Origin of the sequence: Streptacidiphilus sp. ASG 303 (genome assembly GCF_020991365.1) — a bacterium.
GTDB lineage: Bacteria > Actinomycetota > Actinomycetes > Streptomycetales > Streptomycetaceae > Peterkaempfera.
This window is the reverse complement of record NZ_JAJLRA010000008.1, coordinates 109,097-131,777: the sequence shown is the minus strand read 5'-3', so window position 1 is coordinate 131,777 and position 22,681 is coordinate 109,097. Positions and strand designations below refer to the sequence as shown.

At 74.4% G+C, this 22,681-nt stretch carries 20 protein-coding genes; 6 read left to right on the top strand and 14 right to left on the bottom strand.

Annotation, left to right across the window (positions count from 1 at the left end):
- Position 1 precedes the first annotated feature (1 nt).
- From LO771_RS13490 to LO771_RS13470, 5 genes are all read right to left on the bottom strand, one after another.
- Entirely contained in the window at positions 2–1,279 is a 1,278-nt protein-coding gene (locus tag LO771_RS13490) for an EndoU domain-containing protein (protein ID WP_230651974.1), read from the bottom strand.
- Between the two features lie 15 nt (positions 1,280–1,294).
- The gene (locus tag LO771_RS13485) at positions 1,295–1,606 is read right to left on the bottom strand and encodes a WXG100 family type VII secretion target (RefSeq protein WP_230651972.1); all 312 of its coding nucleotides are present in this window, start codon (positions 1,604–1,606) and stop codon (positions 1,295–1,297) included.
- A 371-nt stretch (positions 1,607–1,977) separates the two neighbouring features.
- The gene (locus LO771_RS13480; protein ID WP_230651969.1) at positions 1,978–2,475 is read right to left on the bottom strand and encodes a hypothetical protein; all 498 of its coding nucleotides are present in this window, start codon (positions 2,473–2,475) and stop codon (positions 1,978–1,980) included.
- Between the two features lie 620 nt (positions 2,476–3,095).
- Positions 3,096–4,769: a DUF262 domain-containing protein gene (locus LO771_RS13475; protein ID WP_230651966.1), complete on the bottom strand. Its 1,674-nt coding sequence runs from the start codon at positions 4,767–4,769 to the stop codon at positions 3,096–3,098.
- A gap of 174 nt (positions 4,770–4,943) precedes the next feature.
- Positions 4,944–6,860: an ATP-dependent endonuclease gene (locus tag LO771_RS13470; RefSeq protein ID WP_230651963.1), complete on the bottom strand. Its 1,917-nt coding sequence runs from the start codon at positions 6,858–6,860 to the stop codon at positions 4,944–4,946.
- 601 nt (positions 6,861–7,461) lie between these two features.
- On the opposite strand from LO771_RS13470, the gene LO771_RS13465 reads away from it, so the two are divergent.
- Together LO771_RS13465 and LO771_RS13460 are read left to right on the top strand one after the other, a co-directional pair.
- Positions 7,462–8,337, top strand: a complete 876-nt coding sequence (locus tag LO771_RS13465) for a hypothetical protein (protein ID WP_230651960.1) — start codon at positions 7,462–7,464, stop codon at positions 8,335–8,337.
- Between the two features lie 8 nt (positions 8,338–8,345).
- Positions 8,346–8,816, top strand: coding sequence for a hypothetical protein (locus LO771_RS13460; protein ID WP_230651957.1), 471 nt, complete (start codon positions 8,346–8,348; stop codon positions 8,814–8,816).
- 65 nt (positions 8,817–8,881) lie between these two features.
- On the opposite strand, the gene LO771_RS13455 is transcribed toward LO771_RS13460, so the two are convergent.
- From LO771_RS13455 to LO771_RS13425, 7 genes are all read right to left on the bottom strand, one after another.
- On the bottom strand, positions 8,882–9,577 hold the full coding sequence (locus LO771_RS13455; RefSeq protein WP_230651954.1) for a hypothetical protein: 696 nt from the start codon (positions 9,575–9,577) through the stop codon (positions 8,882–8,884).
- A gap of 197 nt (positions 9,578–9,774) precedes the next feature.
- Positions 9,775–10,362, bottom strand: coding sequence for a hypothetical protein (locus LO771_RS13450; protein WP_230651951.1), 588 nt, complete (start codon positions 10,360–10,362; stop codon positions 9,775–9,777).
- Positions 10,363–10,372: 10 nt separating this feature from the next.
- Positions 10,373–11,788, bottom strand: coding sequence for a uracil-xanthine permease family protein (locus LO771_RS13445; protein WP_230651949.1), 1,416 nt, complete (start codon positions 11,786–11,788; stop codon positions 10,373–10,375).
- Positions 11,789–11,975: 187 nt separating this feature from the next.
- Entirely contained in the window at positions 11,976–12,524 is a 549-nt protein-coding gene (locus tag LO771_RS13440) for a hypothetical protein (RefSeq protein WP_230651946.1), read from the bottom strand.
- Between the two features lie 6 nt (positions 12,525–12,530).
- The gene (locus LO771_RS13435; protein WP_230651944.1) at positions 12,531–13,796 is read right to left on the bottom strand and encodes an amidase domain-containing protein; all 1,266 of its coding nucleotides are present in this window, start codon (positions 13,794–13,796) and stop codon (positions 12,531–12,533) included.
- 7 nt (positions 13,797–13,803) lie between these two features.
- A complete protein-coding gene (locus LO771_RS13430; RefSeq protein WP_230651941.1) occupies positions 13,804–14,121 on the bottom strand; it encodes a type VII secretion target in 318 nt (105 codons plus the stop codon).
- A 206-nt stretch (positions 14,122–14,327) separates the two neighbouring features.
- Complete coding sequence (locus tag LO771_RS13425; RefSeq protein ID WP_230651938.1) at positions 14,328–16,532, bottom strand: N-6 DNA methylase; 2,205 nt, start codon at positions 16,530–16,532, stop codon at positions 14,328–14,330.
- Between the two features lie 179 nt (positions 16,533–16,711).
- Between LO771_RS13425 and LO771_RS13420 the strand changes: the two genes are divergently transcribed.
- From LO771_RS13420 to LO771_RS13410, 3 genes are all read left to right on the top strand, one after another.
- Positions 16,712–16,924, top strand: a complete 213-nt coding sequence (locus LO771_RS13420) for a hypothetical protein (protein WP_230651935.1) — start codon at positions 16,712–16,714, stop codon at positions 16,922–16,924.
- A gap of 81 nt (positions 16,925–17,005) precedes the next feature.
- Positions 17,006–17,800 carry a metal-dependent hydrolase gene (locus LO771_RS13415; RefSeq protein ID WP_230651932.1) on the top strand — a complete coding sequence of 265 codons (795 nt, stop codon included), beginning with the start codon at positions 17,006–17,008 and terminating at the stop codon, positions 17,798–17,800.
- Positions 17,801–17,998: 198 nt separating this feature from the next.
- Positions 17,999–18,820 (top strand): VWA domain-containing protein, encoded by an 822-nt coding sequence (locus tag LO771_RS13410; protein WP_230651929.1) that lies wholly within the window; start codon positions 17,999–18,001, stop codon positions 18,818–18,820.
- A 126-nt stretch (positions 18,821–18,946) separates the two neighbouring features.
- Here LO771_RS13410 and LO771_RS13405 read toward each other — a convergent pair whose 3' ends face one another.
- Positions 18,947–21,031, bottom strand: coding sequence for a hypothetical protein (locus tag LO771_RS13405; protein ID WP_230651927.1), 2,085 nt, complete (start codon positions 21,029–21,031; stop codon positions 18,947–18,949).
- Positions 21,032–21,322: 291 nt separating this feature from the next.
- A complete protein-coding gene (locus tag LO771_RS13400) occupies positions 21,323–22,123 on the bottom strand; it encodes a Sir2 family NAD-dependent protein deacetylase (protein WP_230651924.1) in 801 nt (266 codons plus the stop codon).
- Positions 22,124–22,231: 108 nt separating this feature from the next.
- Here LO771_RS13400 and LO771_RS13395 point away from each other — a divergent pair, with 108 nt between their 5' ends.
- Positions 22,232–22,660: a PPOX class F420-dependent oxidoreductase gene (locus LO771_RS13395; protein WP_230651922.1), complete on the top strand. Its 429-nt coding sequence runs from the start codon at positions 22,232–22,234 to the stop codon at positions 22,658–22,660.
- Positions 22,661–22,681: the final 21 nt, after the last annotated feature.

Sequence of the window (22,681 nt, the reverse complement as noted above, 5' to 3'; positions counted from 1 at the left end):
CTCAAGGGGCCGGAAACTTCGGGTATGCGGTGATCGCGTCACCGGTCACAGGGTCGTAGTAACCCTGGATGATGATTCCCTTGTATTCGCCTTCCCACATGTTCTTCGCCGGGTCGACGACTGTGGAGTTCTCGAACGCCTTGCGTATGGCCCGGGCGGCGTCCTTCTCCGACCAGGTGTCGGGGAAGAAGGTGCTCTTCCGGAGCTTCATCACCCACTCGCCGGTGCGCGGATCCCTCATCCAGACGTTACCTCTGGTCAGGCCGGTCCGGTTGTCCCGGTCGTCGATCTTGGGGACCTTCACACCCGGGCGGTCCTTGCCGCCGGGGCGCAGGTGGTAGCCGACGACCTTGGGCTTTCCGTCGGCCCTGTACTTGATCTCGCCCTTGATGACGTGGTTGACCGCGTCCTCGGGGAAGTGTCCGCTGGGCGGGACCGGTTTGGCGGCACCGCCGTCCCCGCCCCCGGCCTTCATCCACAGGCGCATGTCCGCACTGCCGGCGTCGGCACCACCGGCCACGGCGAGGCGCGGGCCCCCGAAGTCGGGCAGGCGGAAGCCACCGAGGACGTTGCGGAGGCCGCCGGCCTCGGAGACGGCCTTCGCGCTGCCGCCCGCTCCGCCGAGGACGCCGCCGACCACGGCGCCGCTGGTGGCGGCGTCGTGCACCTCGTCGAGGTTGAGGCCGCTCTGGTCGCCCAGGCCGATGCGCATGGGCTGGGCCACGGCCAGGTCGACGGCGACGGACTCGACGGCGCCGAAGACGACACCGGTCAGGGTCGTGGCGGCAATCTCGGCGACGACCGTGGAGACGGCGACGCCGGCGCTCGCGGCGACCTCGGTGATGGTCGCGGCGGCCGCCGCGGCGGCGGCCTCGGACAGGCCGCCGGTGAAGACGGCGAGGGCGGTGCCGGCCACCAGCGCGGCGCCGGCGATCTCCAGCGCGTGCTCGATCCTGCGGGTGGCCTCGGCGACCTCGTCCGCGTACCGGTCCAGGGCCTGGGCCATGGCCCGGGCGGCTCCGGCGAGGTCCGTGAGCCAGCCCCTGCCGCCGTCGTGGTAGCGGCGCCAGAACTCGTCGAACTTCTCGATCGCCGGGCCCTTGTTGTTCTCGATGACCCCGCGGGCCTCGCTGTTGGCGGCGGCGCAGCAGTCGTCGACGGCCTCGGCGAAGGTCCGCCAGGCGCCTGCGGCCTCGCGGAGGCCGTGCTCGTCGGCAGCGGGCCACCACATCCCGGTGAGGTCCTGGACGATCTCCTTGGCCTTGTCGGCGGCGCTCATCTCCCAGCCCCCTGGTCAGCGCATGCCGTCGGCGTTCGAGCGGTCGGTCTCCGTGTGGTTGTCGGCGACCGCGAGCAGCCCGTCCTTGATGCTGGCAAGCCCCTCGACCAGCACGCCGGTGGTCTTCCTGAGCTGCTCGTGACGCGGGTTGTAGGCGTCCGCGAACTTCCGCCCCTGGTCGTCGTCCCCCCAGGGGCTGCCGAGCCGGGCCAGTGCCCCCTCCAGCGCCGAGGCGGCGGCCTTCAGCCGCTCGCTCTCCGCCGCGAACCTCGGCGCGGCCGTCCGAAGGTCGGCCGGATGTATCGAGAACTCTCCCGAACCGGACATGCGCTCCCCCTTTGTCGCATCCGCTCCTGCACGGCGATCGTACACAGCCGGAATTCGACCGGTTCGGTCCGGGCAGAGAAGCCCGTGGTCCCCCTACCCGGGAGAGTGCCGGCCGGCGGCCCGCAGGGCCCGGCCCTCGGCGGTGGGGACAAAAACCGCGGAGCGGCTTCCGGAGGAGGGCGCCGGGTGCATGGAGGATGCCGTCCGCGGCCTCCGACGCGCCCTGTCCGGCGGCCCGTCCTTCCGAAGGAGGCGGGATCGCCCGGGTCGGTCCGTCGAACTGTGCGTCGATGCGACCACTCAGGACCGGATGGAGTCCTCCGAGCAGGGCCTCTACGCCACCGGTGCGGACCAGTTCTTGCAGCGCCAGCTCACTTCAACCGGATGAGCGTGTTCTCCCAGTCGAGCGTCCTGCCGCCGTCATCGGGGCACCCGTCGTACCAGGTGCCCTCGCCGAGTCCCGTCTTGCCGTTGACCAAGGTCGCCACATGGGTGGTCCGGGAGATTTGGAGCACACCGCCGTCCGTGCTCAGCTGGGCGGGCAGGCGGACCGTCAGGGTCCTCCCCTTCAGTCGCGGCCTGACGGAGATGTACTCGCTGGAGGCGTTCGGGTCCGGTGCACCGGCCATGACGCGCCACTCGTCCTGGAACAGGGAGACGGTGACGCTCCCGGCCGCGTCCATGCTGTTGCGGGTGCCGAGAGAGCTGACCCAGCTCACGCCCGAGAGATCGGGAAGAGCCTCGGGGATCCGTCCGGCCATGGTGTAGGTGATCGTCATGCCGGACTCGTCACGCACCCACCGCACATGGTCGATCTTCATGTAGCCGGGGATTCCGGCCTTCCCCTTGGTGGCCCCACCGGCCTGCATGAAGACGACGTTCTGCGGCTTTCCCGAGCAGAAGGCGGACTTCCTGGTCGCCGGCGGGGCCGGCGCCTTCGACGCGGTGGGCGACGGCGAGAACGCAGGTGTTGCGGAGGCCCGGTGACGGGGTTCGGCCGTCTTCCCGGATACCGCCTTCCGGCTCGCTGCGGCGTGCCTGCCGGCGGTTGGGCGGTTCCCGTCCCCTCCGCACGCGGACATCCCCAGGAGGACGAAGCCGCAGCAGGCGGCAGCCGCCGCTCGGCGGTTGCGGGCACGACCGGGCACGGAGTCCTCCGGCAAAGGGGGGGGCATGGTGATTCCCGGAGAGGAGTCACGGGGTGGGGCGTGCCGACCGAGGCAACGGTTCTGCGGACCGGTGGTCGCCGGGAGGTCGGAGCGCAGTGGTCTTAGACCCGCATGCCTTCCGAACTGCAACTTCACCCAGGCACTACATACGGATGAGACGTTCCGGACAGTCCCTCGCCCGACCGCTCCCTCCTCGGAGCGTCACGGACGACGGCACGGTGGGCGGAGGAGCGGACGGACACCAGAAGGACGAGCCGCACGCTCCCTCCGTTCGGCCGCGGCGGGCAGTAGGCGACGGCAGGGCATGCCGGTCCGCCGCCTCACAGGTCCCACTCCTCCGCGAGCAGGCCCAGGAGCCTCCGCTGCCGCTTCCTCAGCAGGTCGGGCGTCCACTTGTCCTCGTGCAGGACCTGGCTGGTGAGGGCGAAGAGGGAGGCGCCGTGCCTGCCGGTGAAGTACTTCGCCTTCTTCTCGGCGAAGTCGTGGTTCTGGGCGTAGGAGTTCTTGGCCCGGTTGAGCAGGACGAGGTTGGCGAGACGGTGGGTCCACTCCGCGCGCTGCTCGTCGGTGAAGTCCCGCTGCCACCGCGACCCCGCCTTCGGGTTCTGCGGCAGGACGTGCTCGACGGTGACGACGGGGTGGTCGTAGGAGACCCCGGACCGGCCCGCCAGCATCTCGTCCAGGCGCAGCAGCACGTACTTGCGGGTCTTGGTGGCGAGGTAGAGGTCCCCGTCGAGGCGCGCGCGGGTGTCGGCCTTCTCCGTCTCCGTGAGGACGAGGGACCGGGCGTCCGGGCCGTGTCCGGCGTCGAGTTCGCGCATCAGCTCCGCGTAGCGGGTCACCCGGGGCGTCGTGTAGACGCGGCGGACGAACATGCTGGCTGCGAGCCGCTCCAGGGCCCGGAGGAACCGGTCCAGCCAGACGGGGTCGTTCTCGTGGTGGCGCAGTGCCCACAGGGCGGCGGGGCGCCAGTCGTTGTTGTCGATCTGCTGGAGGCGCCGGAACCAGGCGTTGACCTTCGCCGCGCCGTGGGCGGCCTTGTAGTCGGCGTCGCGGATCCTCGCGTAGGCGTCCGCGTAGGGGACGACGACGTCGTTGACGAAGGACCCGGCCCGGTCGGCCAGGTACCGGCTCAGGACCTGGTCCTGGAACTCCCTCAGCAGCTCCCGCTCCGCTCGCCGCATCGCGAAGACCATGCGCAGGTGCAGGAAGAGGTCGGCGAAGTCCTCGCGCCCCAGGGCCTCCTCGGCGTCCTCCCACCTGCGGGCGCTCTCCTGCGACTCCTCCGGCCCGAGGGCGCCGATGATGCGCGCCTTGAAGATGTCGGTGGGCGAGAGGTCCAGGCCGCGGGAGTTCATGACGCTGAAGATCCGGTGGGCGCTGTCCAGGTCGGGGGTGCTGACGACGACCAGGAACGTCCGCTCGCCGAGCATCCGGACCAGCTCCAGCCGCCGCTTCTCCGGCCAGTCGCCGAGGACGCGGTGCAGGGCGGCGGTGTTGCGCAGGACGGACTTCTGGGCGTCGGTGGGGAGCGTCCGCTCGTCGAGGGCGAGCAGGGTCGCGACGGACCCGACGGCCTGGACGTGCGTCCGGAAGAAGCCGGCATCGCGCTCGCGCAGCGTGAGCCTCGGCTTGGGTGCGAGCCCGAGCACCTTGTCGCCCGGCTCGGTGACGAGCCTGCCGAGGTCGCTGCGCAGGTCGGGGTCCTCAGCGAGGTCGCGCAGCACCGACAGCAGGATGGTGAGGGTGGTGAGGCGCTGCTGCCCGTCGATGACCTCGGCGCGCGCGTCGCCCTTGGTCTTGACGAGCACCACGGAGCCGAGGAAGTAGGGCTCCCCGGTGCCCCGCTCCAGCGCCTCCTCGAGGTCGGAGAGCAGCTGGACGGCCTGCTCGACGTCCCAGGCGTAGGGCCGCTGGTAGTCCGGGATCCGGAAGTCGTAGTCGCTGCTGAACACCTTGTGCAGGGACACTTCGTGGGCCTCGAGCTGCTGCATGGCGCCCATCATGGCGAAGCGGTGACCTGGCTGTACGGGAAAGGGCCGAACGCCGGCCGATGGGACCGGCAGCCGGATACCCGCAGCGCCACAGGGCAGACCCGGGCAGGCGCCGGAGGCACCTCCGCCCGCCGCGGCCGGCGGAGGCGTCGTCGCGCGCCTCCGCCGCGCACGTCAGTCCCGGGCGAGCGCCCGCACGTTCTCCAGGAGGGTCAGGAGCAGCAGCGGCGGACCGGCCTCGGCGGTCCGGGCCGCCTCCCGGTACGTGGCCGTGTTCTTGTGGGTGAAGCCGTCCCCCAGGGCGACCAGCTCGCGCCTGCGCTGCTCCCAGGACGGCCACTCCCCGCCGAGGTACACCTCGAGGTTGTCGCCGAAGACGGTATGCGTCGGCTCTGCCGCCGTCTCGGGCCACGGGCCCGACGGGCGGCGGAGGTAGCCGAGAAGGGCGGTGTTCTTCCTCGCCTCACGGTCGGCCTCCTCCTCGAACTTCTTCCGCTTCTGCCGCTGCTCCTCCTCCGGCAGATGCCGGACCGACTCCAGCTTGCGCTCGAGCAGCCCCTCGTCGCCGTCGAAGACCACGTGGCAGCGCACTCCGAGCGCGGTGAGGATCGCGTGGCAGAGGATGAGGTTCCCCTTGCCGTTCACGTCGATCACGCTGATCCCCTCGGCTCCGAGATTGGCCCCCTGCCGCTCGGCGCAGCCGGTGACGACGGCCGCGTCCGTGTCCCCCTCCACCAGCACGGCGGCCTTCGCGAAGAACGCCTCCGCGAGGGTCCCGGTGCACGTGCTCCCGGTGCGCCGCCTGACGTCGTCGGCCTTCACGTACAGGTCGAGGAGCCGGCACAGGTCGGCCTCGGTCACCGACCGCACCCGCGTGACCGGGTGGCCGTCGACGAAGTCCTGGCCGAGACGGCGGATCTCGTGGTAGCTGCGGTGGTCCACGAAGACGAAGCTGTGCGTCGCGTACATCACCTGCACGCCGCCCCCGGAGGAGGCGGCGAGCCTGCGCAGCACCTCCGCGAAGGTCCGCGCCTGCGCGGGGTGCTGGAACAGCTCGGGCTCCTCGACGGCGAGGCACAGGGTGCGCTCCCCGTCCTGCGGACGCCTGCGCTCGGCCAGCAGCTTGAGTGCGGCGATGATCAGGGCTCGCTGGAACCCGTGCCCCTGGCGGTGCACGGACGTCTCGGCGGCACCGTCCCTGATACTGATCCGGAACGTGGTCCTGGCCGGCCGGGGAGCCTGGACCACAGGTGAGACCAGCACCTGACGCCCCGTCGTGAACTGAGCGACCTCCCTCGACAGCTGCCGGGAGATGCCGTCGAGGACGGGCCCGTAGACCCTGGCGTGGATCTCCTGCCGCTGCCGGTGGGCGGCCTCCTCCACCCCGTCGAGCTGCTTGCTCGCCACGGTGCGGTCCACCGCGTGGTCGAGGATCCGCCCGACGGTGGAGGTCTTCTGGTCGTCCGCCTCCTCGTGGGCGCGCAGGTCAGCCGAGACGAAGACGAAGTCGATCAGCTCGGCGAGCTTGCTCTGGCCGGCGAAGCCGAAGAAGTGGGTGCCGGGGATCTCAGTCTCGGACAGCTGGTCCCGGTGGTCCAGCTCCCACAGGCGCAGCGCCTCCAGCACGGCCTCCTCGCTGCCGGCTGCGGGCAGGCCAAGGTCGGGCCGCTGCTCGCGGAGCTCGCGGTACGCCGTCCGCTTCGCCATCGCCTTCGGCTGCTCGCGCACGGCCTCGAACGGCGGGTAGGCGAGGCCCTTGCCGGTGATCCTGTCCTCGCCGTCCTCCCAGGTGCGCCAGATGATGACGGTCTCGGCGTCCGGCGGCGCATAGCTGCCGAGCGACTCCCTGTCGCGCGGGGTGAGCGCGTCGAACTCCACCTCCACCGTGATCCGGCGTCCGTCGGCCGCGGAGTGCAGATCCTCGTCACCGAGTGCGACGGACCTCTCGCCGTTGAAGAACCAGTCGAGGGCGCGCAGCACGGTGGACTTCCCCGCGCCGGTGGGGCCCACGAAGCAGGTGATCCGGTCGAACGCGATGTCCACCTTCTTCAGGCAACGGAAGTTCTCCACATGCACCCGCTTGATCCTCATGGCGCCCCCTGAGAAAGAGATCTGTTCAACCGACAGAAGGATTCTCCGGACGCGAGCATAGCGAGAGCTTTAGATGTGAACGATGCTTTCACTCGATCGAGTTGCCGAGGGAGGTCACGGAGGCTCGCAGCGGGATCCTGCCGATCGACGCTCGAGAGCGGGTGGCCCACCCCACGCACAACGCGCCCGTGGGCAGCGCAGAGGACCTCGGGCGAACCGTGCACGCCACGCCCTCCGGCCCGACAAGGACGGCAAGCGCGGGTTCCGGCACACCCGCCGTCCAGTGCACGGCGCCCAGCGTCGCGAAGGTGCCGCCCGCTGCGCCGCCGGCCACGCCCGCGACAGGCGCATCTCCCAAGGGCCGGACGCACTCCCCCGCGGCGCAGGTCTCCCGGCTTCGGCCGCAAGGCTTGCGGCTAGAGTGCGGAAGCGTTTCTTCGCCAAAGGGGGATGGTCACATGGGCGTCGAATCGGCCACGGGGGGCCGTTTCCGGGAACCGGAGGGCACGGTCGGGCGCGAAGGCGGCACCGGCGCCACGGACCCGGGACCGCACGCACGGAGCAGGGGCCACCTGGCCGGGGACTCCGCGGGAGCGGCCCGGTGACCGAGGAGATCCGGCACAACTTCGAGGAGACGGAGCGCCTGGCCGCCCGGTTCTCGGCCCACAGCGAGCACCTGCACACCGAGGGCGGCACGCACCTGGGCGCCGCACGGCACCACTTCGGCCGCACCCGTGGCCGCGGCTCCCTCGCCCAGGCTGCGGAGTCGGGGGTGGAGAAGCTGCTGGACTCCGTGACGAAGGCGCAGAAGGCACTCACCGAGCACCTCGACAAGGTCGCACGCGGCCACCACCAGGCCAACGCCAACCACCGCGCCCACGAGCAGTCCGTGGCGGACGCCCTCCACGGCATCCGGCGCGGCGACGCGGGCCGCGACGGGCCGACTCCGCCGCACCGGGGCGGGGCGGAGGGCGCGGGCGGCCGGCCGAGAGAGCTGGAGGCGGGCCCCTCCACCGGACCGACGACGGACGACGTACGGAACTGGCGATCCCGCAGACGACACCTGGAGGAGGAGCCGGGGGAACGCCGCTGGGCCGCAGGCGAGCGGGCGGCGGCCCGGTTGTGGGGCGGCCGACGGCACGGGAACCACGTGCCGGTGGCCACTCATGACCACGCCCCCTACCCGGTCACGGGCTCGGGCGGCAGGCACGTGGACGTCACCGCGCACGACGCCTCGGGCCGTCGATACCATGTCGAGGTCAAGACCTACCAGCGGTGGAAGACGGTCAACGGCACTCCGGTCGAGCAGTTCGTCCCTCTGTCGGACGACCTCTTCGAGCAGATCGCGAAGGACGTCGCCACGCGGCGGCGCGACCCGGACGTGCAGCTGCACTGGGACTTCATGGACGCCCACCCGTCACCCGCGCTGAGGAACGCCCTGCTGCGGGCGCGGATCGTCTTCACCACCCGGAACTGAGGAGCGCGATGCCTTCCCCCGACGACCGGCAGGACATCGACACGCTGCTGGCCGAACTCGACGACTGGAAGCAGGGGTCCCGGGACTCCCTGGTGCGCCTCGCCAAGGTGCTCGGCGCCGATCCGGAGGCGGTGGCGGAGCGGCCCTACACGATGCTCTCGCCCGTGCACGAGCTGATGCGGGACGAGGACGTGGCCGCCCTGCCCGAGGACGACTACTGGTGGCTGTTCACCCACGTCCTCGCCTACACCGCCCAGTACGTCATGCACGAGTACGGCGGCGACTGGACCGTGGACACCGACCCGGCCTCCCCGTCCTACGGGCGCTACGTGCTGTCGGACTTCCCCCCGCCGGCCGGCGGGGACTTCCGCCTGGACGTCGGAGAGTACGTCGACTCGCTGTTCTCCCTGCCGGTCGGCCGCAGCTATGTGGACATGCTGGCCCGCGTGGCGGAGGCAGTGCCCAGCGACCAGCCCTGAGAGCCCGGCGGACCGCGAGCGGCACCGCGCAGGCGGGGTGCCGCACCGACGGCCCGCCCCCGGGGTCAGGCGTCGTGGCCGCCCGCGCCGCCGCCGGACAGGCCGAGTGTGCTGCCGGCCTCGTCGACGCCCTGGGAGAAACCGTCCGCGCCGGACCTGCCCACCTGCGACATGTCGACGCCGTCACGCATCCCGAGGGCGTTCTCCCCCAGCTGGACGGCCAGGTTCCCGGCCATGTCGGACAGTGCGTTGATGACCGGCCCCTCGGCGACGGCCATCAGTTCGGCGACGATGGCCTGCTCCGCCTCCTTGAGCAGTCGGCGGACGATCAGGCGGGTGGCCTGGGTGGCGCCCAGGGCGCCGGCCTCCGAGAGGCCGAACGTCAGCGGCGCAGCGGCCTGCGCGGCTGCGACCTCGGCCGCCAGGATGCCCAGCTGGACGATGGCAGCGGCCTTGGCCCCCTCGATGAGCACGGCGACGCCGTCCAGGGCGTTCGCCGCGAGCCTGCCGCCCTCGGCGAGCTGGTGGAGGTGGGTTCCGGACAGCACTCCCCAGTGGGCTTCGAAGGCCCGGGTCGCCGCTCCGGCGTTCTCACCGAGCATCCGCTGCACCGCGACGTGGGTGTCGGCGCGGCCGTTGTCGACCTCGTCGCAGAAGGACCGCAGGGAGTCGGCCGTCCTGCGGTAGTCGTCCTCGTCCACGTTGGGCCAGGACACCCCGATCAGGTCCAGCACCCACACCAGTTCGTCCGGCAGCACCACGCCCACGCGCACCCCCGCGGCAGCAGAAACGGTTCCGGGCACGGTATCGCACACGCGGACGAATGCGACGGGATGGCCTTCCGGACCGGGCTCCCCATGCCGGACCGGCGAGCGGATGGTGAAGGCACCCGCCCCCGAAGCGTTGGCGCCGGAGGTGCCCGCCCAGGCCCACCGCACCGACGACCTGTCGGCTGCCCTCAACCTCGGCTTCCTCCACTCCTGTGCGGTACGAGCGGGCCGGGTTCGACCCGGTCGACCGTCAGGCTCGTGCACGCGTCGTCCGCGTGCACCCGGGCGCGGGCGACGGTGCCGCCGGGCGTCGCGACCCGGTGGGCGCTCGGCCGCAGCGTGCCCGCGTGGCGGAGGGCCGGCATGCCGGTCCGGGCAGCGGGGCGGACGGCGAGCACCTGCTCGGACGGGAGGCCGGGGAGGGAGTCGGCGGTGTGGATGTCCCGGACGGGGGTGACACCGCCGCCGCAGGCGTAGGAGAGGCAGAGGACGGGGTCGGACCAGGTGGACTCCCCCATGCCGCCGTCCCCGTCGGCGATGCCGACGGCGGCGGGAGGGACACCGAGCGCGTCCGCGAGGGCGGAGCGGAGCGGTGGGGGGGTCCATGGGGTCGGCGAGGAGGAGTCCGTGGTCCCCGGTCTGCTTTGGGAGGGGTGGGCGGTGTCGGCGGAGCTCCTCGTCCGGCGGCTGCCCCGGCCGTCGGCCACGGTACCGGCGGCCCGGCCCAGCCGGGCCGGGCCGCCGTCTGCGCCCTCGGCGGTCGTCGCCGCGGGCACGGGTGCGGGCTCAGCGGCCGGTCCGCGGCCCGCCGCCGCCAGTGCCCCCGTGGCCGTCGCCGTCGCCGCCGGGTTCGGCGGCGTCCATGAGCGGGGGCTCGCCCTTGAGGTGGGGCGGGGCGAGGGGGCGCAGGGCGTGGTAGCCGAGGATGGTGACGAGGGTCCCGAGGGGGATGCCGTCGAGCTTGAAGTCCTGGCTGAAGGTCAGCGAGACGTTGCCGATGCCGATGATGACGCCCGCGGCGACGGGGACGAGGTTGAGCGGGTTGCCGAGGTCGACGTCGTTCTCGTGCCAGATCTTGGCGCCGAGCAGGCCGATCATGCCGTAGAGGACGACGGTGATGCCGCCGAGGACGCCGCCGGGGGTGGCCGCGACGACCGCGCCGAACTTGGGGCAGAGGCCGAAGAGGATCGCGAAGAGCGCGGCGCACAGGTACGCGGCGGTGGAGTAGACGCGGGTGGCGGCCATGACGCCGATGTTCTCCGCGTAGGTGGTGGTCGCCGGTCCGCCGAGGGAGGTGGACAGGACGGTGGTGGCGCCGTCGGCGGCGATGGCCCGGCCGAGGTCGGGGTCGAGGTCGTCCCCGGTCATCTCGGCGACGGCCTTGACGTGCCCGGCGTTCTCGGCGATGAGGGCGACGACGACGGGCAGCGCGAGGAGCACGGCCGAGAGCTTGAAGTCGGGCGCGTGGACGGCCGGCAGGCCGAACCAGTCGGCGTGCGCGACCCCGCTGAGGTCGACGCGCCAGTGGTCGGTGACCTGGCCGGCGGCGTTCGGCGAGTGGATCTGCCCGAAGATCCGGTCGAAGAGCCAGGACAGCACGTAGCCGAAGACCAGTCCGAGGAAGACCGCGATGCGGGAGAGGAAGCCGCGGACGACGACCATCGCGCAGAGCGTGAAGGCCATGGTGAGCAGGGCGACCCACTGGTCCTGCGGCCAGTACGTGCGGGCGACGACCGGCGCCAGGTTGAACCCGATGATCATCACGACGGCGCCGGTGACGACCGGGGGCAGCACGGCGTGCACCACGCGGGCGCCGAGCGCCTGGACCGCCACGCCCGCCGCCGCCAGGACGACGCCGACCACCAGCATGGCGCCGGTGACGGTGCCGATGCCGCCGCCGGCCGCCTTGATGGAGGCGGCGACGCCCACGAAGGAGAGGCTGCTGCCGAGGTAGCTGGGGATGCGCCCGCGGGTGATCAGCAGGAAGAGGATGGTGGCGACGCCGGAGAGCATCACCGCGAGGTTCGGGTCGAGGCCCATCAGGACGGGGGCGACGAACGTCGCGCCGAACATGGCGACCACGTGCTGCGCGCCGAGCCCGACCGTGCGCGGCCAGGACAACCGCTCCGCGGGCCTGACGACCTCGCCGGGGCCGGGGGTGCGTCCGTCCCCGTGGAGTCTCCATCCGAGGCCGAGCACCATGCCGCTTCCCTTCGCCGTCGTCCGTCCTGGTCACGTGCCGGGTCCGCGCCCGGCCGTCGGCCATGCTCGCACAGCGCGCGCCCAAGGGCCGACCGCCACGGCCGCACCCGCCGGGGTCGGGACCGGCGGGTGCGGGCGGGAGTGCGGGCGGGGCGGGCGGAGGCGGGTCAGGGCGGACGGAGACGGGTCAGAGCAGGCGGGACGGGGCGTGGCTGCCGGAGCAGGGGTTCGCCTGGGGGCCGCGGGAGCCCAGCACCTCCTTGGCCTCGACGGCCTGGACCAGCAGCAGGACGGCGGCGATCACCAGGGCGACGGCCCCCGCGCCGCGGCGCGGGGCGGCCAGGACCCGGCGGGCGAGCCAGACCGTGGCCGCGAGGCCGAGGAGGAGGCCGCCGACGGCGGCGGCCGTCCCGGACGCCGGGATGCCGGGCCCCGCCTTGCAGGCGTCGACGAACGCGCCGACGTGGTGGTTCCAGGACCACAGGGCGAAGCCGGTGGCGGCCAGGCCGAGGACGAGCAGGGCCAGCGGCCCCCGGACGCGGAGGGTCCGCGCGGGATGCGCCGCCGGGGGGTGCGCCGCCGGTCCGTACCCGCCGGGGCCCGGCGGACCCGGGACGTGCGCTCCCGGTCCGTGGGGTCCGGGGCCGTACGGCACCGGGCCGCGGGGCGGCGGGGCCCCGTGCGGCGGCGGGGGCTGCGGGGCGGGGCTGCGGGGCGGTTCGGGGTGGCTGCTCATCGGCTCTCAGTACCAGTTCGGCTCGACGCGGACGACACGGATGTTCTGCTGCCCCTCGGCGGTGGTCTCGTGGTGCTCGCGGCCGTTGAGGGAGACGTTGAGCCGCTGGTCGCTGTGCTGGGTGTAGCGGATGTCGCCGTCGGGGGTGACGGCGGTGACCACGGCGGTGTGGTGGATGGTGCCCTGCTTGATGTGCTCGTTCTGGTCGGACGCCTCCTCGAAGAAGATGATGTCGCCCGGCTTCGCCTGCGAGAGCGGCACCTCGTGGCTGCCGTTGCGGTTCAGGAAGTCGTGCAGGTTCTGGGCGCCGCCCCAGGAGTTGGTGTGGGTGTGGCCGTTGCGGTCGAGCCAGTCCCAGCCCCAGCCGCCGGCGGTGCTCTTGCCCCAGCCGTCGTCGTCGAGGGTGTTCCAGCCCTTGTACTGCACGCCGGAGTGGTGCAGCCCCTCGGAGGCGAAGTTGGTGCAGTTGTTCTCGCCGTCGATGTCGACGTTGTCGTCGTCCCAGTGCTCCATCGTCCAGCGGACGAACTCCACGCGGTCGAACTTCCCGTCGGTGCCGCGCAGTTCCTGCTTGACGCCGTCGGGGATGCCGTCGAGCCCGGCGATCTCGACGGGGTTCGAGAGCTTGAGCTGCTCCTGCTGCTGCGGGGTGAGGGAGTCCCACCACTCGGAGACCAGGGCGGGGTCCGAGCCGTCGGGGATGTCGCCCCTGTACATGGACAGCTCGGTCTGGGACGCCTCGCCCTGGTACCGGTTGAGCGCGACGTCCGGGTCGGTGACGCCGGTCGTGCCGGCGAGCCTGCGCAGCTCGTCGGCGGCCTTCCGGTCGGCCTGGCCGGCCTGCCGCAGCGCCTCGTCGAGCAGGGCGGAGACCTCGGCGCCGTAGCGGTGGCCCTCGGGGACGTCGCCGCTCCCGTTGGGGGTGAGGGCGCCGGTCTGCCCGTCGACGTCGAAGCCGTACCGGGCGGCGAGGTCCAGGCCGTCCTGGAGGGTGCGCTGGGCGTACTCGATGCTGGTGGTGAGCCCGTCGAGGACCATGGCCACGCCGCGCATGATGTCGGCGCCGGCCTCCAGGGTGTCGGCGTCGCGGGCGAGCTGCCCGCGGGCGGCCTGGCCGACGCGGTCCTGCCAGTGCTCGTCGAGGGGGCCCCTGCCCTGGTCGTGGATGTCGTTGCAGGCCTGCTCGGACTCCTTGGCGAGGTTGAGCCAGCCGTCGGCGGCGGACTGCCACATCGCTGGGTTCGCCTGCTTGAGCTGGGCGATCGTCACCATGGCGGCCTCAGCCCGCGTTCAGGTCGGTCAGCGCCTGCCGGAGGCGGCGGGTGGCCTCGGCGTCGGCGGACTCGTACGAGCCCGCCGAGTAGTCCAGCCGGTCCGCGTGGTCGTGGAGCTGCCGGACCACCTGCTTCATGTGGTCCTGCCAGGCGGCGGCGCAGCCGGAGAGCGCCCCGGCGGACTCCCAGCCGCCGTGGGAGAGCGCGGCGGCGAAGCTGGCGTCGAGCCAGTGGCCGGCCTGCGGGCCGACGCCGCCGGCGACGGTGCGCAGGCCGGTGGCGGACTGCCGGAGCGCGTCGGGACGTATGTGGATGTCGGGCACTGGTTTCCCCCGTGTGTCCGTGTCTGCTGTCTGCGTGTCTGCTGTGCGTGCGGGTCGTTCGTGCGGCTCCGCCGTACGGACGGCGGTGCGGTGGTGCGGTGGTGCGGTGGTGCGGCTTTGCCGTGGTGCGGTGGTGCGGTGGTGCAGCTGTGCGGTGGTGCAGCTGTGCGGTGTGCGGGCCGGGTGGGCGCGGCGCGGCGGGCGGCTCAGCCGGTCCCGGGGGCGCCCTCCGGCTCCGGTGGGACGAGGCCGGCGGCGAGGGCGTCGGTCAGGGAGCGCACCAGGTCGTCGCCGGCCGCGGCGGCGCGGGCGACGGTGCGTTCGAAGGCGTCGAGCCGCTGGAAGGCGGCGCCGTAGCGGCGCTGCTCGGCGAGCGGGAGGCGCAGCAGCTGCATCCGGCGCAGGTCGACGCGGGAGGTGGTGGAGGCGTGGGTGCCGGCCTGGCGGACGTTGGCGCGGCTGCGCAGGCTGCCGGCGAGGAACCAGGGGTCGAGGGCGCCGGGATCCGGGCGCAGGGCGTGGACCTGCGGGCCGAGGACGGCCGGGGCGCCGTCGGCGACCCGGGTGGCGGCGTGGTGCGGGGCGACGGCGACGACGACGTCGCCGGGCCGGGTGACGGTCCAGGCGGGGTCGACCTCGGCGGCCGGCAGCCAGCCGGACGGCTCGGCGCCGGCGAGGACGTCGGCGGCGGTGAGCACCCGTACGGCGCCGGGCGGCGCCTCGCCGTCGCGGACGAGGGGCTGGTGGGCCGAGGTGCCCGGGTGGAGGGAGAGGTGGCCGCTGCGCAGCAGGTCGCCGACGGTGGTCTGGGGAACTCCGGCCGGGGACGCCGCGGCGGGCCGGTCCGCGGAGGACGCGGGGGCGGCGGTGCCGGCGGGCGAGCCGAGCGCGCGGAGGTCCGCGGAGAGGGCGTCCGCCTGCCGGAGCGCGGCGGCGAGGTCGTCCCAGCGGCCGCCGAGGTCGGGGGCCTCCCCCGCGGCGACGCCCTGCGGGATGTGCCGGGCGGGGGTGAGGTCGACCTCGTCGTCGAGCAGGTCGATGACCCGGACGGCGCGGTGGCGGCCGGGGCGGTCCTCGGTGTGCTCGCCGCGGCTCTCGAACTCGCGCCAGGCGTCGAGGACCGCGGCGTGGACGGCGGGCCAGTCGGGCCCGGTGCGGCCGTCGGCGGGCTGCGGGGCGTGGGGCTGGCCGGCGGGGGCCTGGGCCCCGGCGGCGTCGACGAGCAGGAGGCAGTCGGGGGCCGGGGCGTCGCCGGGGTTGCGCAGCACCCACAGGTGGAGGGCGACGCCGTGGGGCGGGGCGGCGCCCGGCGGCAGGGCGACGACGGCGCGCAGCGCGCCGCGCTGGAGCAGGGCGCTGCGGATGCGGCGCCCCGCCCGGCGGGAGGCGGCGGCGGGCGGCATCAGCAGGACGGCGGTGCCGCCGGGGCGCAGCCGGGCGAGGGCGTGCTGGACCCAGGCGATCTCGGACTCGGTGCGCGGCGGCAGGCCGTAGGTCCAGCGGTCGTCCCAGGCGAGTTCGTCGTGCCCCCAGTCGCGTTCGTTGAACGGCGGGTTGCAGACCACGGCGTCGGCGCGGACGTCGGGGAACGCGTCGGCGCGCAGCGTGTCGCCGGTCCGGATGTCGGGGGCGGGGAAGGCGGGCGGCGGGCTCCCGGCCGCCGGTCCGGACCCGGCGGAACCGGCGGACCCGGCGGACCCGGCGGACCCGGCGGACCCGGCGACGGCCCGGTACTCGAAGGCGAGGCGCACGGCGGCCAGCGCGGCGCAGGTGGGGGCGGACTCCTGGCCGAGCAGGGCGGCGGGCCGGCCCTGGGCCGCGGTGCGGCGCAGGGCGCTGGAGAGCAGGGTGCCGGTGCCGCAGGCGGGGTCGAGGACGGTGGGGGCGGGGGCGGACGCCCCGGCGGAGGGGGCGTCCCCGTCGGGCAGGGCGAGGGCGGTCATCAGCTCCGCGAGCTCCCCGGGGGTGGAGCTGATCTGCCGCACGTGGGTGTCGAGCCAGCGCCCCCGCAGGAACTCGAAGGTCTCGTACGGCCCTTCGGCGCGGGCCACCTCGACGGCGCGGTCCACCAGGCCCGGGTCGGCGGGCTCGGCCAGGTCGGGCAGGTCGGGGAGGGGGAGCGGCGTCCGGTCGGGGCCGCCGCGCAGGCAGGCGGCGCCGACGGCGGCGACGGCGAGGCCCATGCGGTCGCGGTCGCCGAGCGCGTCGAAGTGGGGCCAGAGCCAGTCCCGCTGGTTGGCGTCGGCGAGCTTGCCCTGCCTGCGCAGCCATCCCTCGACCTCGGAGAGCGCGAACAGGGGGCTGGCGTCGGTGCCGCCCGCCGGGGCCGGGAAGTCCTCGTGGCGCCGGCGCCAGTTGCTGACGGCGGCCCGTCCCACCCCGGCGAGCCGGGCGACCTCCGCAGCTGTCACGGTGACTTTCCTGGACACGGTGTCTCCGGTCTTCGAAGGGGCCTGGTGTGAATATACCGAGTACGCGCCCCACGTTGACCCAGCTCACATCGGAGCCACAGTTCCGTCACAGAGGTGGACGGCCGCGACAAAACCTAACCCTTGACAGAGTTCACAATCCGCACGGATGCTTGGGCCCCATGAGCTCGCATCACGACGGCTGGTACGACGGCACGCCGCAGGGGCCGACCCGGGAGCAGCGGGCGGCCCTGCGCAGACAGGTGCTGATGTGCTGCTGCGTCGCCGTGATGTTCTTCGGCCTCGGCTCCGCCTTCGGCTCGGGCCGGACCCACGCGTCGACGCCGGTCCCGGGGCCCACCGTGACCGTCACCGCGACCGCCCCCGCGCCCTAGTCGATCATCCGGACCGCTATGCTGCGGCCGGTCCGGACGCCGAGGGGCAGGCCGGACGCGGAACGAGGGGCGGGGATCACCATGATGGGGCCGGCGCATTCGCTGTCCGGGGCTGCCGCGTGGCTGGGTGTCGGCGCGGGCGCGTACGCGCTCGACCACGCCATGCCCTGGCCGGTGCTGGTCACCGGTGCGCTCATCTGCGCCGGCGCGGCCCTGGCACCGGACCTGGACCACAAGGCCGCCACCATCTCCCGCGCGTTCGGCCCGGTGTCGCGCTGGATGTGCGAGGTCATCGACAAGCTGTCGTACGCGGTCTACAAGTCGACCCGCGGCGCGGGCGACCCGCGGCGCTCCGGCGGCCACCGCACCCTCACCCACACCTGGCTGTGGGCCGTCCTCTTCGGCGGCGGCGCGGCGGCGGTCTGCGTGTACGGCGGCCGGTGGGGCGTGCTCGCGGTGCTCTTCGTGCACATGGTGCTCGCCATCGAGGGGCTGCTCTGGCGGCAGGCCCGCGTCTCCAGCGACGTCCTGGTCTGGCTCCTCGGCGCCACCAGCGCCTGGATGCTCGCCGACATCCTGGACAAGCCCGGCAACGGCTCCTCCTGGCTGTTCACGGAGCCGGGGCAGCAGTACCTGTGGGTCGGCCTGCCCATCGTGCTCGGCGCCCTCGTCCACTGCATCGGCGACGCGCTGACGGTGTCGGGCTGCCCGATCCTGTGGCCGATCCCGCTGGGCCGCAAGCGCTGGTACCCGGTGGGGCCGCCCAAGGCCATGCGGTTCCGCGCCGGCAGCTGGGTCGAGGTGAAGGTGCTGACACCGATCTTCATGGTCTGCGGCGGCGTGGGCGCCGCGGCCGCCCTGGGCTTCTTCGGCTGAGGCCGCCGCACGGGGCGGTACGGCGGCGCGGCAGCGCGGTGCGCAGGGCCTCCGGGCACGGCCTCCGGGCATGGTCTCCGGACGCGGCCTGCGGACGCGGCCTGCGGACGCGGACCGGACGGAAGGCCTGACGGCTGCCGGGCGGGGCGGTAGCGTGCGACCGGGCCGGGCGGCGGCGCCCGGCGGAGGAGCACGACCATGGCGATCGACTACGTGAAACGGCCCCACGAGGGCGCGGGCGAGAACCGGGGCGACGGCGGGAACGGTCCCCGTCCCGGGGGCGCGGAAGGCTCCGCGGGCGGCGCGGCAGTGGGGGCCGAACGGGTGGCGAGCGCCGCACCGGGCCTGGTCGACCTGTACAAGGCCGCCGGGGTCAGCCTGCGCAAGAACGGCCTGTCCGGGCTGCGGGCGGCCGTCTACCTGGTCCTCGACCGCTCCGGCTCCATGCGGCCCTTCTACCGCGACGGCACCGTGCAGCACCTGGCCGAGCAGATCCTGGGCCTGTGCGCGAACCTCGACGACGACGGCACGGTACCGGTGGTCTTCTTCTCCACCGGCGTCCACGGCGTCGCCGACCTCACCCTCGACGACCACGCCGGCCGGATCGGCAGCCTCCACGCGTCGTACGGGCACATGGGCCGCACCGACTACCACGCCGCGATGGAGGCCGTGATCGACCACTACCGGGCCTCCGGGGCGACCGACCCGGCGTTCGTGGTCTTCCAGACCGACGGCGGGCCCACCTCCCGCAGCGCGGCCGAACGGCTGCTCTGCGAGGCGTCGCGACTGCCGCTGTTCTGGCAGTTCGTGGGCTTCGGCGACCCGGACGGCAAGGAGTTCGCCTTCCTGCGCAGGCTCGACGAGCTGCCGGTGCCCGCGAAGCGGGTGGTGGACAACGCCGGCTTCCTGGCCGCCGGGCGCGACCCGCGCTCCGTGCCCGACCAGGTGCTGTACGACCGCCTGCTCGCGGAGTTCCCCGCCTGGCTCGCGGCGGCGCGCGCCGCAGGCGTCCTGCGCTGACCGCACCGTGCGTCCGGCCCGCCGACAACGGCGGGGGCCGCCTCCCGGGGACGGACAGGTCCCCGGGAGGCGGCCCCGGACGCGTACGGGCCCGACGCGCGGCAGGACGGGCGGGCCGGACAGGTGTCAGGAGTCGGCGCGGGCCGCTCCGACGGCGGCGGAGAGCGCCTCCTTGATGCGGGGGCCGAGGCGGGTGAAGCCCAGCTCCTTCATGATCGCGCGCAGCAGTTCCTCGTCGGTGCGTCCGACACCGTCGCTGTCGATCCAGCGGGCGAGGGCGGTGAGTTCGGCGGCCGAGTAGGCGGCGACCGGGCGCCCCGGGGTGAGGGACGGCTTGCGCGGGCGGCGCGTCCTGGCCACCGGGCTCGACGCAGCGGCGGCGGGCTCCGCCACGACGGGCTCTGCGGTGGTGGGGGCGGCCGATCCGGCGGGCTCGGGCTCGGCGACAAGCTCGGGCTCGGCCACGGCAACGGGCTCGGGCTCAGCGACGGGCTCGGCCACGGCAACGGGCTCGGGCTCAGGCTCGACGACGGGCTCGGCAACGGCAACGGGCTCGGGCTCGGGCTCGGTGACAGGCTCGGCCACGGCAACGGGCTCGGGCTCGGGCTCGACGACGGGCTCGGCCACGACGACAGGCTCGGGCTCAGCGACGGGCTCGGCCACGGCAACGGGCTCGGGCTCAGGCTCGACGACGGGCTCGGCCACGACCGGAGCAGGCACCTCGGCGGCGGGCACGGGCGAGGCAGCAGGCTCGGCCTCGGCGGGGACGGGGAGGGCGTCGGTCCCGGCAACCGGTACTGCGACCTCGGCAGTTTCGACGGGCGCGGGCTGGGACACGGGCTCCGGTGCGGCCTGCTCGGCGGGAGCAGTGTGCTCCTGAGCGGCGACGGGAGGCGCGGGCTCGGCCTCGGGCGCGGGCTCGGCCTCGGCCACGGCGGCCGGGGCCTGGGCGGTCTCCACCTCGTCGGCAGGGGCGGTGGCGGCCTCGACGTCCTCGACCTGCTCGGCCGCATCGGGACCGTGCTCCGCCACGGGAGCCGGGACGGCGTCGTCGCCCGGACCGGCCACAGCCTCCGCCTCTGCCGGCTCCGACTCGGCGCCCTCGGCGTCCTCGTGCGCGGCGTCCGGGGTCGTCTCGGCGTCCTCGGGACCGCGCTCCGCGTCCTCGGCGCCACTGTTTTCGGCGCCACTGTCCTCGGCGGCGGCGTCCTCGTGCGCGGCGTCGTCGTGCGCGGCGGCGTCGTGCGCGGCGGTGTCCGGACCGTCCTCGGCCCCGGCGTCGCCGCCGTGCAGGGCGTCGTACTCCGCCACCGCGCGGTCGGCGTCGGCCTGGACGTCCGCCAGCTTCTCCAGCAGGGAGCCCAGACCCGCCCGCTCCAGCTCGGCGCGCTGCTGGTGGAGCGAGGCCAGGCGGTGGAGGGCGCCCTCGTCGGCGGCCAGGACGTCGAGGAGCTCGGCGAGTTCGGCCAGCGGCAGGCTCTGCAGCCCGGCGTCGGGGAGGAGCCGGTCCAGTTCCCGCAGGCTCGCCTCCATCCCCTGGACGTGCTGGACCAGTTCGCCGAAGAGGTCGGCGTCGGACGGCGCCGCGGGCGTGGAGCCGGGCGCCTCCTTCTGCCAGTCGGCCCGGACCGCGGCGGCCTCCACCAGCGCGGCGTGCAGGACGGCGCGCCGCACCCAGCGGGACACCGCGAGCCGCTTGGCCTGCTTGACCAGGGAGCGGCGGGGGCCCAGGGCGAGGCCGCCGGTGGCGGTGGCGTCGGCGAGGGCGTCGAGGTCGGCCTCGTACGCCTCGGGCCGCAGGGTGCCGAGCGTGGCCGCGACGCGGACCAGCAGGGCCGCGGCGGCGGTGAGTTCGGCGGCGGTGGCCGGTTCGGCGAGCGGGGTGGCGTCGGCGATGCGGGGCGCGGCGGCGCGCAGCGCGGGCAGGTCGCGGCCTCGGAGCTCGGCGAGCGCGGTGGACGCGGCGCGGGCCTCCTCGGCGGTGGTGACGGTGCCGGCCGCCGCGGACCACGGGCCGGCGGCGTCGGCGGGGGCGAACCCGCCCTGGGCCGCGTGGCCGCGCAGCAGGTCGCGGATGCCGGAGCGGTCGCCGTCTGCCTCCGCCGGGGCCGGCGCCGGGGCGCCGGGGGCGGGTGCGGAGGTGTGGGAGCGCGGCTCGGGGACGGAGGCGGCGGGGGCTTCTTCGGTGCTGTGGGGCTGTGGCGCAGGCATGTGGGGTCCGGTTCGGGGCGAGGAGGTCGACGGTTCCGGCCGACGCGGTGAGCGACGGGGCCGGCCGGGCTGCTGCCGCGGTTCGGGCGCCATGGGGCGGTTGGTGCTCCGGAGCCGCGATGGACGCCAACAATACGGGTGGGGCGTGAACGCGCGCACGTACCCCGGCGATGTCACACCCGATCGTCCACCGATCGCCCTCCGATCGACCGCCTGCCGTCCGCCGGTCGCCCGCCTGCCGTCCGCCTGCCGCCGACCGGTCCGGGGACGGCCGCAGCGCGGCCGGGCCCCTCAGCCGGCGCCGGGCAGCGGGGCGCCGGCCTCCTCGGCGATGCGCCGCACCAGCCGCGGCAGGGCCGTGCCGATGGGCTCGCGGACGATCTCGGCCGCGAGCGGGTCGTACGGGGTGGGCTCGGCGTTGACGACGACCAGCCGGGCGCCGCTGGCGACCGCGACGTCGACCAGCGAGGCCGCCGGATGGACCTGCAGGGAGGTGCCGACGGCCAGGAAGAGGTCGCAGGCCCGGGCGATCGAGCGGGCCTGCCCCAGCACCTGCGGGTCCAGTCCCTCGCCGAACATCACGGTGGCCGACTTCAGGACGCCGCCGCAGACGAGGCAGGCCGGGTCGTCCTCGCCCGCCGCCACCCGCTCCAGCGCGGCGCTCATGTCACCGCGGGCGTGGCAGCGGGTGCACTGGGTCCGGTGGGCGGTGCCGTGCAGTTCGAGGACCTTGCGGGCGGGGAGGCCCGCCCGCTGGTGCAGGCCGTCGACGTTCTGGGTGAGCACGCGGACCGGCACGCCGGTGCGCTCCAGGTCGGCGAGGGCGCGGTGGCCGGCGTTGGGCTCGGCCCGCAGGGTCGGCGCGTCGCGGCGGACCCGCCACGCGCGGCGGCGGACCTCGGGATCCTCCATGTAGTACGAGTAGGTGACGAGCTTCTCCGCCTCGGGGTCGCGCCGCCACACGCCGTCGGGGCCGCGGTAGTCGGGGATGCCGGAGTCGGTGGAGATCCCGGCACCGGTGAGGACCGCCACCAGGGGGAGGCGGTGCGCTGCGTCGCCGTCGTCCGGCGCGGTGCGGTGCTGCTCGTCCATACGGCAAGGCTAGGAGGCGCACCGCGCGGAGGGCGAACGGATTGCGGGGCGGCCGCCGGAGGCGGTGGGCGGGTGCGCCGGCCGCCCGGCTCGGCCACCATGGACGGCATGGCAACCCCGATGACCGACAGCGAATGGCGGGCCTTCGTCAGCGAGGGCACCCGCACCGGCAAGCTCGCCACCACCCGGGCCGACGGCCGCCCGCACCTGGCGCCGGTCTGGTTCCTGCTCGACGGCGACGACGTGGTCCTCAACACCGGGAAGGAGACGGTCAAGGGCCGCAACCTCGCCCGGGACGGCCGGGTGTCGCTCTGCGTCGACGACGAGCGGCCGCCCTACTCCTTCGCCGTGCTGGAGGGGCGGGCGGAGCTGAGCGAGGACCTGGCGGAGGTCCGCCACTGGGCTACGCGGATCGCCGCCCGGTACATGGGGGAGGACCGCGCCGAGGAGTACGGGGCCCGCAACGGCGTGCCGGGGGAGCTGCTGGTGCGGATCCGGGTGGAGAAGGCCGTGGCGGTCCGCGACCTCGCCGACTGACGGGGCTCCCCGGCCGGTGCG